The 15,765-nt window shown below is 47.9% G+C and carries 11 protein-coding genes; 6 read left to right on the forward strand and 5 right to left on the reverse strand.

The genetic code is table 11. The features are described 5' to 3' along the window. Positions 1-184 precede the first annotated feature (184 nt). From BLW49_RS20730 to BLW49_RS20750, 5 genes are all read right to left on the reverse strand, one after another. Positions 185-439, reverse strand: coding sequence for a hypothetical protein (locus BLW49_RS20730; protein ID WP_076312315.1), 255 nt, complete (start codon positions 437-439; stop codon positions 185-187). Positions 440-452: 13 nt separating this feature from the next. Continuing rightward, a complete protein-coding gene (locus tag BLW49_RS20735) occupies positions 453-1,787 on the reverse strand; it encodes a TRAP transporter large permease subunit (RefSeq protein ID WP_076312314.1) in 1,335 nt (444 codons plus the stop codon). Between the two features lie 46 nt (positions 1,788-1,833). Continuing rightward, entirely contained in the window at positions 1,834-2,709 is an 876-nt protein-coding gene (locus tag BLW49_RS20740) for a DUF1932 domain-containing protein (protein WP_090726635.1), read from the reverse strand. Between the two features lie 11 nt (positions 2,710-2,720). Continuing rightward, on the reverse strand, positions 2,721-3,392 hold the full coding sequence (locus tag BLW49_RS20745; protein WP_076312312.1) for an RraA family protein: 672 nt from the start codon (positions 3,390-3,392) through the stop codon (positions 2,721-2,723). Positions 3,393-3,538: 146 nt separating this feature from the next. After that, positions 3,539-4,390, reverse strand: coding sequence for a MurR/RpiR family transcriptional regulator (locus BLW49_RS20750; RefSeq protein ID WP_076312311.1), 852 nt, complete (start codon positions 4,388-4,390; stop codon positions 3,539-3,541). Positions 4,391-4,730: 340 nt separating this feature from the next. Here BLW49_RS20750 and BLW49_RS20755 point away from each other — a divergent pair, with 340 nt between their 5' ends. From BLW49_RS20755 to BLW49_RS20780, 6 genes are all read left to right on the forward strand, one after another. Beyond that, complete coding sequence (locus BLW49_RS20755) at positions 4,731-7,181, forward strand: glycoside hydrolase family 88/105 protein (RefSeq protein ID WP_256209873.1); 2,451 nt, start codon at positions 4,731-4,733, stop codon at positions 7,179-7,181. 272 nt (positions 7,182-7,453) lie between these two features. Then, entirely contained in the window at positions 7,454-9,739 is a 2,286-nt protein-coding gene (locus BLW49_RS20760; protein ID WP_177178811.1) for a helix-turn-helix domain-containing protein, read from the forward strand. Positions 9,740-10,012: 273 nt separating this feature from the next. Continuing rightward, positions 10,013-10,876 (forward strand): ABC transporter permease, encoded by an 864-nt coding sequence (locus BLW49_RS20765; protein WP_256209881.1) that lies wholly within the window; start codon positions 10,013-10,015, stop codon positions 10,874-10,876. Continuing rightward, positions 10,876-11,742: a carbohydrate ABC transporter permease gene (locus BLW49_RS20770; protein ID WP_076312307.1), complete on the forward strand. Its 867-nt coding sequence runs from the start codon at positions 10,876-10,878 to the stop codon at positions 11,740-11,742. Before BLW49_RS20765 ends, BLW49_RS20770 begins: the two co-directional genes overlap by 1 nt. Positions 11,743-11,911: 169 nt before the next feature. Beyond that, positions 11,912-13,402 carry an extracellular solute-binding protein gene (locus BLW49_RS20775; protein WP_090726757.1) on the forward strand — a complete coding sequence of 497 codons (1,491 nt, stop codon included), beginning with the start codon at positions 11,912-11,914 and terminating at the stop codon, positions 13,400-13,402. A 146-nt stretch (positions 13,403-13,548) separates the two neighbouring features. After that, positions 13,549-15,618: a glycoside hydrolase family 65 gene (locus tag BLW49_RS20780; RefSeq protein ID WP_090726638.1), complete on the forward strand. Its 2,070-nt coding sequence runs from the start codon at positions 13,549-13,551 to the stop codon at positions 15,616-15,618. Positions 15,619-15,765: the final 147 nt, after the last annotated feature.

Consider the following 15,765-nt stretch of genomic DNA (forward strand, 5'->3'; position numbering starts at 1 on the left):
GATATGTTTTATAAATTGCACTCGAATCATAATCAGTGGTTCATTAAGGATGAACAGGTCTATTTAGCATAGAAAATAGAAGCGACCTGATAATCTCCTCTGATGATCTGCCGGATATTCTGTGACGAGGAGGACCGGCTGGATCCGTATACTGAAACTAGCTTCAAAAGCTTATTTTAGCGAATTAGCCACTGGTGCTGATATTATGATCGACAAATGAGGTGTCTTTCTTTTCAGGTATATAATATAGGGAGAAACCAACAAGACTAAACACAGCGCTCAGCACGAGTGTCGGTGTTTTGAACAGGTTCGTACTTGCAATGATGATGTCCCCCTTTTGAAGAAGGATACCTAAGATCTGACCAAATACCAACAAGGTTCCTGCCGTTAAGAATAGGACAAGTAGCACTTTAAATAGAAATTCCAAGAATGTTCTCATAAGTTTCTCCTTTCTATACGGGAAGTAGCTCCATCCCTATTAGCCAGCCAATCATTACAATTGGAATCATATAATAAATGATCAGCGGTATAAATGTCTGTTCCGGTTTGGCCCCTGCAAGACCAGAAGCAATAAAGATAGAACCTGATGCCGGTGGAGAAGCGCCTTCTGTGGAGGAGAATGCAAGAATGGCGACAACAGCCACAACGGGATCAACTCCGACTGAAATTAAGGCGGAAAAGGAGACAAGTCCAACAGCTGTTAACGTAGCTGTTGAAGATAATGGTCCAGCAACCAATGTTACTAGCACCCCGACAATGAGGACCATGAGCCATTTGGGAATTGTAAGCGCTGACGTTATTTGTGTTAAATCTTCTGCTAAGCCTAAATCAGCCAGCACCTGACTAGAAGCAACAGCAAACAGCATCAATGCGCCGATTGTCGTAAACTTAGGAATAGCTGATTTGAAAAACTTGGACCAATCTAAGGCAGACGCCTTCTTTCTTCCAATGGCTAAACTAATTAAGATCATGAGAATCGGAATCCATGTTATTAATGAAATTTGATCCATTGCTTCTGGTCCAATGTTTGGATTGCTCTGTAAGTAGTTGGCGAGTGGACCGATCGTAACAAGGATAGGGATTAAGGCACCGAAGAAAATGAAAATCGATTTCCATCCTTCTTTTACAGCTTGTTTAAAGGAGATAATATCATCTGGCGGCATAGCTTGAATCTTATTTTTCTTCACGAGAAGAAAAACAAGAATAAAGCGATAGACCACCTGATAAAGTCCACCTATTAAAAGTGCAATATATAAATCACCCTCAGATACAAGCGCTGCAACGGGTGCAAATCCCAGCATAATAAACATCGAAGCGTTTGGAGGCATTGCGGCTCCAAGCCCGCCATTACCTGCCAGAATTGTCGCTGTATGTGTTGGACTCCAGCCTGATTTAATCATCCAAGAGGCAGTAATGGAACCAGTAGCGGCTGTATTTGCAGAGTTCGAACCTGAAAGGGCACCTAAAACGGTGGAACCTAACGTACTCATATAAGCAGCTCCACCAGGAAGCTTTCCTACAAGGGAGTTCAAGATTCGCAAGAGTGCATGAATCAATTCAAGCTTCTCGATTAGATAGGCCATAAAAACAAATGCAACCGCTGCGTAGAGCACCTCGTAATTGAAAGCAAATAATAAACCATCCCAGAACAGTGTTAATGCTTCCGCTCCGCCAAACAATGTGGTTGCAATAAAACCTAATAGCATGGCTTCTCCCATATTACGTTTCACTACGACATTCCATATAATGATGACAGCAATGAATACAATCAACGCAATAAAACCCATGGATATCTTGGCCTCCTCATGATGAAGTAAAACGCTTACAAATAACTCAACCTTGATGCATCACTTCAATAACCTCTTTCCAACTGGCTGGTTTTGTTCCGTCAAATCGTTCGAAGAAATTGAGATCAGCCAGCTTCTCTAGCTTCTGTTGTGCTGCCCGAGACATACTGGCATCAATATGAACGGAATCAAGCATCTCAATAGAGCCAAGCAGCTCACCCGCCCGTCTTTTGGCATGGAGTGCACTACCTGTAACAAGGCGATTCATGGTTTCTTCAAAGCTCTTGCTATCCAGCGTTTGGCTTAGAGAAGATATAGCTTGATCCTCGACTCCATATATTTTGGAAGCTTCCAAGAATTCAATCAGTAAGCCAACGATCCCTTTCATATAAATGCTTCTAATGAGTTTTAACGCGGATGCATCTCCTGGCTGGTCACTAATTTTGGTGATATTCATCCCATACTGTTGCATATCTTCAATGAACCGATCTGTTCCACTACCGCTTGCCGTAATCGGTACCTTATGTTTGTTTACGGGTAGAGATCCTAGCATAGCTGCATCCACAAAAAGAGCATCTTGCTTAGCAATTTCTTGTGCTGCTTGTTTTTTGATCTCTGGGGTTGATGCGGATACATCAACGTACAATTGATTCTTTCGCAAACTTCCGAGCAATGATTGGGCCACTTCTAGCGTTCTACTGGCGGGTACAGCTGCAATCACAATATCAGATTTCTCAATGACTTCATTGGCACTACCTGTCAATTCCACTCCTGTATTGGCTGCTTTGTCTCTAATAATTCCAGCAAATTTCTCATTCTGCAAGAGCACATCATACGCATAAAACTGATCTAAACCTTCCATTTTCAAGCCTGTTGACAACTCATATGCCGCTTCTCCATATCCGATAAAACCTAGCTTCATATTACATTCTCCTATTCTTGAAATTTTTTGATTTTGCTCTCCAACCAAGCAGGTGCGATCAGACTAATGTCTTTTTTTCCTTCTCTCATGTAATCTTGAATGGTTTGTAGTCTTTGCTTCTCATACGCTAATTTCTCTTCCGCAAGTGTCAGCAGGGTATTTGCCTCCTCCTTCGGAACGATTACCACTCCGTCATCATCGGCAATGACTAGATCTCCAGGTGTGACTGTGACGCCCCCGCATGAAATGATCTGATTCAAATCACCAGGTCCATCCTTAAAAGGTCCATTTGGGGTAAAGCCCTTACTATATACCGGAAAGCCTAACTCCTCTAAATCGACCTTATCTCGAACAAGCCCGTCAATAACGATACCTGCTATTCCAGCAGCCTTAGCTGCGCTAGCCATCAATATCCCTAAATAGGCATGACTCTTATAATCTTTCCCATCAACGATGAGGACATCTCCTTCTTTAGCAGAATAAATGGCTTGATGAAGGAATAAATTATCCCCTGGACGTAAGCTAACGGTATAAGCAGTGCCTACCACATTCATGTCCTTTGCAACAGGTTTGATCTGATGATCCATAGCACCAGTCCCACCCATCACGTCTGCCAATAATGAAGAGTTTAATTTTTTCGCCCGATCCATTAGATCATTTGGCAATATATGAACTGCATTCATCGTCTCCACCATCCCTTTAGGTTATGTTTGTTACATTTAAATATATAAAAGTAACATTTATTACTTTTATACGATCATATCACCTCACCAATACTTAGTAAATCGCTTTCATGAAATATAAAATAAAAAAATGAGTGACCACACCACTAATGTGTCGTGTGATAACTCATTTTAGTTAGGATATTATTTATTTTATCTAAACGTGGTTTGGTCCTTTCAGGATCATTAATCGCTAAAGCACTTAAAATGAAATCTACAATAAAGATAGCTGCTACGATGGAGTTATGAGAGCCGATACTCGCTGAGGAACATGGCAATACATAATTTGCATATTTGGTTAATGGAGAGCTGTAGCTATCCGTAATCAAGAGAACCTCAACATCATAGGACTTAGCTACCTCCAGCATGTCTTTAATACGTTTTGCATAGCGTGGATAGCTGACCGCTATAATGAGGTCAGATGAGTTCAAGTGAACCAATTCATCCACCCAATCACTCTGATCCGCATCAATATATTGACAGTTCCCGAGTAGCCGATTGATTCCTAGTGATAGATACTCTCCAACAGGCCTCCCGCTTCGGACACTTGTACAGAGAACCTGCCTGGAATCCGCTATTTTCTCAACAATGTGCTGAAATGTTTCCTCTGTGATATTGTCCAGTGAATACTGGATATTATTGAATTGTAGCTCTACATGATTATGCAGGAGCTTACTCTTATTTGAATGCTTCAAGTTAGCTTCCAGTCTGGTTTGTGGTGCAGCCTTATGCTTCATATTTAATTGAAGCTCTTTTTGAAGCTCAGAGAAACCTGAATATCCAACAGCAGCCGAGAATCTCATAATGGTAGCCGTACTTGTACCTACTTTTGAAGCCAATTTATCAACGGTTAAAAAAGCGACCTCCATCGGATTTTGTACAATATAATCTGCAATTCTTCTCTGTGCCTGAGTTAATTCAACAACCCTATGCTGAAGTTTATGTATTAATTCTTCCATATATAGCACCTGCCCATTCTTTCGGCTTTATCTCCTTTATTGTACACATTTGCCATGAATAAAAAAACATCCGCACTGAGCTGCATCCCATTTGTTACACACTAACTAAGCTAATGAGCTGCAGTTTATTTCAGTGTAATTCTCTTTTTCTCAAAGACCCGTAGGCGGCCCACAAGCTGTATAAGGGTTCAATCAACCAAATGTACACGGAACAAACCGAATCGTTTTTGCAGGAATGTGATGCTTTGGGATACGGTTTGGAGATTTGCGCCATTGTTCTGCCCATGGACTGGAATTTATTCTAACCCTATCAATTCTTCGTTAGGAGGCGCTGCATGCGATGCCATATGTAACCAAAGAACGTTCTTTTGGAGCTTCACTGGACAGAACAGAGGATGTGCTCAGGGCTGTAGTAAACCGATATATCGGTGCGAACCCGAAGACCTTGCCGACGTACCGGGTGCTTAATGTGGAAGGCTTTATTAGAGATCACGAATACCGTTACGATATGAACCTTGTGGAGAAGCTTCCTCAGCTGCAGGATGGACAGTTCGTCTATGCCTGGGCCAAAATTTGGGCTGATGAAGAAACGACACAGGCCTACCGGATCAGCTGCTACAGTCATACACGGGTGTTTATTAACGGGCAGCTGGCCTTTGAGTCGAATCATCGGGATGACGTCATGCCGGAGAGCAAGGCTGGACTGCGTGGCAAGCTGCGTCAGGGCTGGAACTTCTTTGTTCTGGATTTTGAAAAAACACCCACTGGCTGCGGTGCCAAATTCGGCACAGGTTCTGTTAAAGGCGCGCCCGTCCATTTTCTTGCTCCAACCATGGAGCGTGATGGGCAGGAAGGCTGGGTGTACAGCGAACCTCAGCATACACGCTGGATACCAGGCAATGCCAAGGAGGTGTTCTCTCACGAGATCGACTCTAAGCTAGCAAGTATCTTTGAGGGAGAAACCTCTGCATCAGAGGCAGCTACAGGTCTAACATGGTATCCCCGAAGAGAATGGAGCGAGGAGGAGCAGCAGCTTGGTGCCTTCGCGCGAGTGTTTGATCCAGGGACAGGGATTGGAGAGAAAGCGACGGTTAACGCCAATGCCAAGGCCGATGCCAGCGTAAGTGTGGATGCGAACGTGATTGAAGATGAAAATGACAGAGCCAATGCCCGCACCAATGCAAGTGCCGAAACAGTCGTCACATCCGATGGATATGGAGTACGATGTCCCCTTGGGGCCGTTGCACTGGCATGGTCCAAGCTGGATCACCGGAGCACCGCAAGCGAACGGAAAGTGACATGGAAAGGGCTGCACGAAGGAACATTCAAGCTATATGTGGACGGGAATTTGCTGTACACCAGTGATCAGGAGCAGGGCTACTTCGAGGTGGAGAAGGAGCTGGACTACGGTGTACATGATATTGTCATTGTGTCAGCGCGTACCCGTAAAGCCTGGGGCTTTGATCTGGAAGTACTGACCGAGGATGAAACAGGCGAAGCTCTAACCTGGGCCAGGCCATACCCGGTTGAAGGTTTAACAGGACACTGGCTGTATCTGGGTCCTTTTTCTAAGGATCATGTGCCTCCGCCTCAAGACGTCCATCATATGGACCGCCTGTTTGGAGAAGGAGAAGAACGGACTTATTATAGAGCTGACCAGCCGGCCGCCCGGATTCGTCCTTATCTGGAATCGCGTTTATATGGCAAATGGAATTATCCTCTAGGTGTGACGCTGTATGGCATTCTGGAGACGGGAAGAGAGCTGTCCCGCCCGGATTATATTGAATATGCTGCGGATCATATTGAACAGTGTACGTCTCTGGATGAGCTGGTCATGTGGGATAGCAAGCGGCATGGTGCCCCAGGGATAAATCATCAGCTTGCGCTGATTGATAGTCTGGATGACTGCGGTTCCTTCGGCGCGACCATGCTTAGAGCTCATGAGCTGAGAGAACTGAGAGGAGCCGAGGCGGCTGCGCATCGTATTGCGGACTATATTACACGTGAGCAGGATCGTCTGCCCGATGGAACGTTATACCGCTACCGCAGCTTCAGCGAGCTGATGGTCAATACGATATGGTGCGACGACCTGTACATGAGCACCCCGTTTCTTAGCCAGTATTACAAGCTTACCGGAGAGACCCGGTATTTGGACGATGCCGCTGCCCAGTTTCTGCTGTATAAGAAAAGATTGTATATGCCTGAGCAGAAAATGATGCATCATGTGTACAATGTGAATTTTGATAAAGGCTGTACCGTGCCTTGGGGACGGGGGAATGGCTGGGTATTATTTTCTCTAACGGAGCTGCTGGCTGTTCTTCCGAAGTCGCATTCGAATTATGACGAGCTGCTGCATTTCTACAGGGAGCTGTGTAAGGGCTATCTTGCGGTTCAGGATGAGCAGGGCTTGTGGCATCAGGTGCTGACCGATCACGAATCCTACAGCGAGACGTCCTGCTCCTCCATGTTTATTTATGCTTTTTCCCGCGGGATAAGGTATGGCTGGCTTCCAGAGGAAACCCATCACCTATATGCCGATGCGGTCTTCCGTGGCTATGAGGGCATTATACGCCATTGTATTGATCGGGACGGGAATGTATACGGGGTCTGCCGAGGCTCGGGGTACTCCTTCTCTCCGAATTACTACAAGGAGCGTTTGTCTTGGCTGCTGAATGACACCCACGGCATCGGTATTGTGCTGTTAGCGGGGATCGAGTCCTTAAGGCTGCGCGAATATTTGAAGGAGCATCGTACAGATTGGGCAAAATCATCGGTGGTCCACAGCCAATAACGGGAGGAATGCTGAGCCGCCTATACGAATTCGCTAAATAACCGGGCTAATGAAGTCCGGTTATTTCTTTTTCGCACGAATTTATTTCATAAATCATTAAAAAGATGGATTCAATTGAAGCAGCTAAAGGTATGATGAAATGGATTCAAATAGGTAAAAATTTAAATTTTTGTGAACGACAGCCATACAAGTTGTGATAACATATGGAAAGAAAATGTGAATTAGAACGATATGTATATCCGAAGCGAATAAAGGATGGGGGAAGGCGAATCATGTCCAAAGTGTCAAACTCACTCCGCGCATTGCTCTCAACGACTCAGACAAGGCTTGTTTTTGCGCTGACCATTGCGGTGTTCGTCATTATACTGGCGGTCAGTCTGACTTCCTATTACACATCCAAGTCGGTGCTCCAAAGCGAGCTGAGCGAGATGCATCACCAGCTGCTCAGCGATAAGATGAATTTTATCGAGGATTATATCAAGGATACGGACAGCACGGCCATCAAGATGGCGCTCCATTCGGGTGTATATGGCTACCTCTCCAAGGGGGAGCAGATCACACAAACGGAAATCCGGCAGCTCATTGAGTATTTGAAATACGTGGTCATTAATTCGCCTATAATAGAAAGCGCATACATTTTTAATGCAGATGAAGAAAGCTTTGTATCTTATCCTATGGGCTACAGCTCCCGGTTCAGCACATTTCCAGATTCCGACTGGGTGAGCGTAGGGAGCGAGCTTGAGGAGAAGACCATGCTTGTCAAATCGAGAACGGCAGCAGGCGGGAGCGGCAAGAACGGAACGAACGAAATTACCTATTTTCGAAAAATTGTCGTCCAAGGTGAGATGAAGGGCATACTTGCTCTGAATTTTAACAAGTCAGAGCTGTTCGCGCAGATGAGACCAAGTGCCGTTTCGAAGATTGAGAGTGCCCAATATATTCTAGACAGCGAAGGGAATTTGGTGTACCAGATCGGGGATGCCCATGCTGAGCCCTCCGATATCTATGTGCACACACAGCAGCTGGGAGATCAAAGATACGATGATGTTGAGCTGAACGGGGAGTCATTGCTGCTGACCTACAATCCTTCTCCTCTGACCGACTGGAGATATGTTTCCATCGCTTCTCAGGACGATATATTGGCAAATTCCAAGAAGATCCGCAGCGTCGTGCTGCTTGTCTCCCTCATTATGCTGGTGCTTGGAGCCTGGCTGATCATTCAGCTTCATGCCGTGACCTTCAAGCCTATTCGCCGGCTGCATTCCCTTCTTAAAAATTATGAACGTGAAGAGAACAGTCTCGATTTAGGCAAGCTTGAGAATATTACCGTCCGGCTGCTGCGGGCACATGAAGATCTGTCTCAGCAGATCCGTCATACAAAGGCAGAGGCCTCGTCGAAATTCATACAGGATATATTCATGGGTAATTTGTCCGGGCGGCGAGAGATGGAAGCAAGGTGGAGTCAATATTTCAAGGAATGGTCGAACAGGCCGCTTCGTGTCGTGCTGATATCCATTGATCGATATTCGGAATGGGCGGATAAATGGAGTGACAATGATCAGTTTCTATATAAATATGCAATGAATAATATCGCAGAGGAGCTGCTTGCTCCATCCTACCGCAGTGTCAGTGTGGATCTAGGCAAGGATAAGCTGGCCCTCGTGCTCCAGTCCAGTGTGGATAAGGAGGAGCCGATCGAATCAGAGCTCGGCCAGATTCTTCCGATACTGCAGGATATTCTGCAGACCAAAGTGTCGATCGGGATCAGCCATCAGGCAGAAAACGTCATGAAGCTGCAGCGTGCGTATTATGAAGCAGAGAATGCACTAAGCTACCGTTTATATAAAGGGTATGGGACGGTCATTACCTTTGAAGAAGTAGCCTCCCATGAGCGGACCGATTCCGTAGAGGATGAATCCATCATTTCGGGATTACTCCAGGCGGTAGAGTCCGGCTCGAAGGAGCAGGCCACTCGAATGTTAAGTAAGCTTGAGGAACAGATGAGGACAGAAGGATGGTATCCTTCGGAGGTGATGGGCCTGTTCACTCATATTCGTCAGCGATTGATGAAGCTGGAGGTGTCCAAGGAAGGGGCCGATCCGGAGGAAGTCATTCAGATCCGCCAGCTGAATACGCTTGATCTGCCGGATATGATGGAGCTTCTCTATGAATATACGAGCAGGCTGGCTGATCATTTTGCATCGCTCGCTGTCAGCAGGGAAGCTGTGATGGTGCAGCAGATGATTGATTTTATGACACGGCATTTGGACGGGAATGTAGGGGTACAGGAGATTGCTTCCTCTGTGCATATCAGTGTCAGTCTGGCGAGCCAGCTGTTTAAGCAAGAGACGGGAGAGACGATTCACGATTATTTTACCAAGCTGCGTGTGGAAAAAGCCGGCGAGCTGCTAATCGAGACCGACTACAAGCTGGCGGAGATTGCAAGAATGGTCGGCTATCAGCATGAGAACAGCTTCATCCGTGTATTCCGCAAGCTGAAGGATATTACGCCCGGTAAATACAGAGAGCATATGAAATACAAAAAATATTCTGTTTGATCAAAACATGATGAACCGAAGCTCCACCCTATGAGCAAATACTGCAGAAGGGTGGCTTTTTCTCTTTATGTCCATATTTTGGCGGAATGGTCGATTGCCGATCTGTCCCTTCAGTCGTAAATTGAGGGTGTCCCTCGTGGCATTACGACTATAGAAGAGGAAAGGCGGGCGAACACACACATGGCTGACATCACAGCGAAACCGGAGGTGTCTCATTCCACACCAAAACGAGGATCCATTCGTCCTTACCTGCATAATGTCCGCAAGTACTGGATGCTCTACCTCATGATCCTGCCGGGAATTGTGTATTACATCTTATTTAAATATGTTCCGTTGGCTGGCAGCATCATTACCTTTCAGGATTATCAGATTATGAATGGGATCTGGGGCAGTCCCTGGGTCGGCTTCGATAATTTCAAGTTCATCTTTACGTATCCGGATTTCTGGAACGTGCTCCGTAATACGGCGCTCATTGCGCTCTACCAGCTTGTGTTCAGCTTCCCGGCGCCCATTATTCTCGCCCTGTTATTCAATGAGGTTGCTGGGAGAATCATGAAGCGCACGTATCAGAGTATTTTTTATCTTCCGCATTTCTTGTCCTGGGTTGTTGTGGGCGGTATTGTATTCGAGCTGCTGGCTACTGGCGGACTTGTGAACGTAATCCGTGGCTGGTTCGGGTATGAGCCTGTTCTGTTTATGCAGCAGGAAGGAGCTTTCCGCACAATCGTCATCCTGTCGGGGATTTGGAAAGAAGTGGGCTGGGGAACGATTATTTATCTTGCAGCACTCACGGCGATTAATCCTAATCTATACGAAGCAGCCGTCGTCGACGGTGCCGGCAAATGGAAGCAGGCCATCTATATTACGCTGCCGTCTCTGCTGCCGACCATTACAGTACTGTTCCTGCTGAATATCGGTAACTTCCTGGAGCTTGGATTTGATCAAATATTTAACCTGCTGACACCCATGACGTATTCGGTGGGAGATATTATCGAGACTTATGTGTATAGGGCAGGGGTGCTTCAGGGGCAGTACAGCATGACAACAGCCATTGGTCTGTTCCAGTCCGTCATTGGGTTTGTTTTGCTCTATATCTTTAATCGGCTTGCGAGAAAAACAGAGCAGGGGTTGTGGTGATGAAAAGTACATTTGGAGAAAAAGTGTTCAAGGTCGTCAATTACACCTTCTTGACGTTGGCTGCTTTTACGATGCTCGCACCGCTCGTGCAAATGCTGGCCATGTCCTTCAGTTCGCCGATTGCGGCGGATTCTAAGAAAGTATTCTTGTTCCCGGTCGAATTTACATTCGGAGCGTGGGAGTACATTCTGAACCGGCAGGATTTATGGAATTCGTTTGCCGTCACGATCTTCATTACCGTGGTGGGTACGCTGCTTAGTGTCCTATTCTCCGTGCTCACCGCCTATCCGCTGGCGCATCCGAAGTTCATGATCAAGAGACATGTCATGTTCGGGATTGTAATCACGATGATATTCAATGCACCGCTCATCCCGTTCTATCTGACAGTCAAATCGCTCGGAATGCTGGATTCCATCTGGGCGCTGATTATTCCGGGACTGATCGGCACGTTCAACATGGTCATTATTCGTACCTTCTTCATGGGTATACCTGCTGAATTGTCTGACTCGGCACAGATCGACGGCTGCCATGATTTCAGAGTATTGTTCCAGATCTTCCTGCCGTTATCGAAGCCCGTACTTGCGACGGTCAGCTTATTCTATGCCGTAGGGTATTGGAACACATTCCAGCGGGCCATTCTGTTCATCCGAGATCCGAATCTCCATCCGCTTCAGGTGAAGCTGAGGGAATATATTGTATCGCCGGAAATGCTGAGTGTGACAGATATGCTCGGCAGCTTCGATTACAACATTACAACGCTGAAGGCGGCCACTATTATATTTGCGGCGACACCGATCATTCTGGTATATCCCTTCCTGCAAAAATATTTTGTCAAAGGAGCGATGCTGGGTTCATTAAAGGGCTAGCCCATCCGGCCGAATCACTGCATGTGATGAATTTATGATTTGGAACTACGCGAATGGTGTAAATGGCGGGTCATATAACCTATTAATAAAGGGGAGATCTCACTTGTGGAATCGTAATCAGTGGACTCATAAAGGATGGACTCGGTCTGTTCTGGCATTGACGCTAGGGATGACGACGGTGCTGGCTGGCTGCAGCGGCAATACGGACACAGGCAGCTCGGCTGCGCCGACCAATCCGGATTATGTAGTAGTGGATGTCTATAAGACACACCTGAGCAAGGGCAAGCTGCCAACGCCGGATGATGCGCATGTGCAGTATATCGCAGAGAGGACGGGAGTGCAGTATAATCTGCAGACAACCTCGTCAGGCGGTGATCCGGTGGAAAGCATGAACGTGATGATCGCTTCCGGTGATCTGCCGGATATTATGAGACCGGTGGGTGGCGTAGAGCAGACGCTGATCTCGCAGAATGGAGCTCTTGCGCTCGACGATTTGCTGCCGAAGCATGCTCCGAACTTATGGAAGCGCATTCCTCAGGAAGCTTGGGATATTGTACGTTCAGCTTCACCGGACGGTAAGATTTATTATGTTCCCAAGATCTATATGATTCCAGAGCGTGCACCGATGATTCGGCAGGACTGGCTGGACGCTGTAGGGCTCGAAATGCCGACAACACAGGAAGAATACGTCGAAGTATTGAAGGCTTTTCTGAACGAGGATCCTAACGGCAATGGTCAGGCTGATGAGATTCCAACGACAGGCCGGGAGTTCGGAACCTGGATGGATCATCTGTTCGCCATGTACGGCGTGGCAATGTGGGAAGGGAAGCCGGAATGGGATATTTACGACGGCAAGCTGCAGTATGCAGGTGTTACACAGAACATGAAGGATGCCATTGTCTTTGTACGTGATCTGTACGAACAGAAGCTGCTCGATAATGAGACCTTCCTGAACAAAGGTGAAATCTGGACAGCGAAGATTAACAACAATCTGGTCGGCAGCTGGTATCATCTGCCCGGGAACTTGAAGGAGCGGCTGGCCGCGATCCAGACGCTTGCCCCAGAAGCCGTCGTCAAAGGAATGCCGATCCCGACCGTGGAAGGATACGAAGGCTATGTCACCCAAAAAAGTGTAGGCGAGCCGGAGTGGATGATTCCGAAGGTATCCGAGGACAAGGCAGAGGCATCACTGAAGCTGCTTGACTTCTTCTACGATCCGGCGAACGAGGATTTTATTCGCTTCGGTATTGAAGGCGTGCACCATGAAGTGGTAGACGGCAAGAAACAGCTGCTCCCTGCGGATGACAATACGCCGATTGGGCTGGGTATGCTGAATTACAATACGAAGGAGACCATGGATGTTCGTATTGAACAGACCTTCCCGGAGGATCAGGTTCAGATGGTCAAGGACATCTTCGAAGTGGCAACAGCGGATGCCCGCCGTATTGCGGGAGACGGATTGCCTTCGTCTGTATACCAGGGATATCCGGATATTCAGTCTCATAAGCTGTTCCAGGAATATTTGTCCAAGATCGTAATCGGTGAATGGCCGCTGGAGAAATTCGATGAGTTCGTGGAGCGCTGGAACAGCTCCGGTGGAGCAGAGGTCACGAAGCGGGCACAGGAATGGTATGAGAAGGTACAGAGCTACCAGCAATAACGGAGCAACCAGGTTCACATTCAATGAGGCCGTCCGCCATAAGCACAGTACTTACCGCTTAATATGATTCGAGAAGGTACGGCCTCATTGATTGGTTCGCAAAACATGCTGGGCATCAAAAAAATAGCAGGAGGACTTTTAGCCCTATGCAAAAAATTGATCGCAAATCGCTTGTCACCCGGCATAATCCGGTGCTGCGGCAGGCCGAGACCCTATCACCTCTGTCTGTAGGGAATGGGGAGTTTGCCTACACTGTAGATATTACCGGTATGCAAAGCTTCCCTGAAGAGTATCAGTTTCCGCTAGGAACCCAGTCCAATTGGGGATGGCACAGTACGGGCGGGCATGATCTGTATCGGTACGAGGATGTAAAGCTCCGTTCATTTGAAACGCACGGACGCCAAGTGGGATATGCAACCGATGCTGCCGGTCAGGAGGAGGTGTTCCACTGGCTGAGACAGAATCCGCACCGAGTCCAGCTCGGTGTCATCGGGCTTGAACTGCTATCCTCGGAAGGGAGCCGAATCCGGCTCCAGGACATTGGCGACATTGAACAAGAGCTTGATTTGTGGACCGGAATCATCACGAGCCGGTTCCGTGTAGAGGGAGTACCTGTTACCGTTCTCACCAGCTGCCATGACCGGCTGGATCAGATCGGGTTGACCGTAGAGTCAGAGCTCATCGAGCAAGGCAGGTTGTTTGTATCCGTCCGGTTTCCTGCTCCCCACCCGCAGTCCCGCGGCTGGGGCAGCAGTATAGGTCTGAACTGGGAGACCGAAGAAGGGCATAAGAGCGAGCTGTATCATGCAGATCAGCATGGAGCTGAGATCCGGAGAATCATGGACGAAGACAAGTATGTAGTGAAGCTCGCATGGACTGACGGCGAACTTGTTCAGCTCGGCCGGCATGCCTATCGCCTGGTTCCGAACAGCTCCTTATCGAAGCTCGATTTGACGTTCAGTTATGCACTTTCAGCAGACGAGGTCAAGGAATTGGCTAACGCCGAAGCTATCCGTTCTTTCTCTACCGTACATTGGGAGCAATTCTGGAAGAGCGGCGGGGCCATTGAGCTCGCGGGCAGCCGTGATCCGCGGGCTGCCGAGCTGGAGCGCAGAATCATCTTGTCTCAATATCAGACTGCGCTGCATTCCGCAGGCACAATTCCCCCACAGGAGACCGGACTGATGTACAACAGCTGGTTTGGTAAGCCCCACCTCGAAATGCACTGGTGGCATGCCGCACACTTTGCCCAGTGGGGGAGAATACATCTGCTGGAGCGCAGCCTGTCCTGGTACCAGGGGATTCTGCCTAAGGCACGAGAACTGGCGGTCTCACAAGGATATACCGGTGCCCGATGGCCGAAGATGGTGGGACCGGAAGGGAATCAGAGCCCGTCCAGCGTCGCGACGCTGCTGATCTGGCAGCAGCCGCATCCGATTGATCTCGCTTATCTGTGCTATCAGGCAGATCCGAGTGAAACGGTGCTCGAACGGTACAAGGAAATGGTGATGGAAACTGCTGAATTTATGGCTTCCTTCGCGGTATGGGATGAGCCGGGGCAGCGTTACGTGCTCGGTCCGCCCGTTATCCCGGCACAAGAGAACCACAGGGGCAGCGAGACGATGAATCCCGTATATGAACTAGAATATTGGCGGCATGGTCTCGAAATTGCGCTCTTGTGGCGGGAGAGACTTGGGCTGCCAGACGAGCCCAAGTGGCGTCATGTCTTGGAGCATTTATCGGTACCTGAGCCGGTGAATGGAGTATATGAGGCGCATGAGCTATGCACCGATACGTATACAAGAGCGAATATAGATCACCCGTCCATGCTGGCGGCGCTTGGTGTGCTGCCCGGCAAGCTGATCGACCGGTCGGTTATGCTCTCTACTTTGCACCGAGTAAGAGAAGCGTGGCGGTGGGAAACTTCATGGGGATGGGATTTCCCAACGGCCGCGATGACAGCGGCGAGACTGGGCGAAGGTGACCTCGCCGTAGACATGCTGCTCATGGACCAGGTGAAAAATACGTATCTGAAAAATGGGCACAATTATCAGCGGGATGATCTGCTGGCCTATTTGCCGGGCAATGGAGGACTCCTTGCAGCCGTCGCCCTGATGGCGGCAGGCTGGATTGACGGACCTTACGGTGATGCTCCCGGCTTCCCGCAGGATGGCAGCTGGACCGTCAAGCAGGAGGGGCTTGTCCAGAGATTGTGAGGTTTTTTGCAGCTTGAGTAACATAATAGTCTCTCTGTCTCTCTAAATGAATAAGAGGTCGATCGTAATTAGAGAAGCTTCAAGCATGATAACCCATGCCTGGAGCTTCTTTTTTTATTATTTGCGATTAACTGGGCTGCAGATCGT

This window comes from Paenibacillus sp. PDC88 (assembly GCF_900106725.1).
Taxonomy (GTDB): Bacteria; Bacillota; Bacilli; order Paenibacillales; family Paenibacillaceae; genus Paenibacillus; species Paenibacillus shunpengii.

What these genes read in the sequence shown, in the direction of transcription:
- BLW49_RS20730 (WP_076312315.1), bottom strand. Translation starts at nt 439, where the DNA reads ATGAGAACATTCTTGGAATTTCTATTTAAAGTGCTACTTGTCCTATTC.
- BLW49_RS20735 (WP_076312314.1), bottom strand. Translation starts at nt 1,787, where the DNA reads ATGGGTTTTATTGCGTTGATTGTATTCATTGCTGTCATCATTATATGG.
- BLW49_RS20740 (WP_090726635.1), bottom strand. Translation starts at nt 2,709, where the DNA reads ATGAAGCTAGGTTTTATCGGATATGGAGAAGCGGCATATGAGTTGTCA.
- BLW49_RS20745 (WP_076312312.1), bottom strand. Translation starts at nt 3,392, where the DNA reads ATGAATGCAGTTCATATATTGCCAAATGATCTAATGGATCGGGCGAAA.
- BLW49_RS20750 (WP_076312311.1), bottom strand. Translation starts at nt 4,390, where the DNA reads ATGGAAGAATTAATACATAAACTTCAGCATAGGGTTGTTGAATTAACT.
- BLW49_RS20755 (WP_256209873.1), top strand. Translation starts at nt 4,731, where the DNA reads ATGCCATATGTAACCAAAGAACGTTCTTTTGGAGCTTCACTGGACAGA.
- BLW49_RS20760 (WP_177178811.1), top strand. Translation starts at nt 7,454, where the DNA reads ATGTCCAAAGTGTCAAACTCACTCCGCGCATTGCTCTCAACGACTCAG.
- BLW49_RS20765 (WP_256209881.1), top strand. Translation starts at nt 10,013, where the DNA reads ATGCTCTACCTCATGATCCTGCCGGGAATTGTGTATTACATCTTATTT.
- BLW49_RS20770 (WP_076312307.1), top strand. Translation starts at nt 10,876, where the DNA reads ATGAAAAGTACATTTGGAGAAAAAGTGTTCAAGGTCGTCAATTACACC.
- BLW49_RS20775 (WP_090726757.1), top strand. Translation starts at nt 11,912, where the DNA reads ATGACGACGGTGCTGGCTGGCTGCAGCGGCAATACGGACACAGGCAGC.
- BLW49_RS20780 (WP_090726638.1), top strand. Translation starts at nt 13,549, where the DNA reads ATGCAAAAAATTGATCGCAAATCGCTTGTCACCCGGCATAATCCGGTG.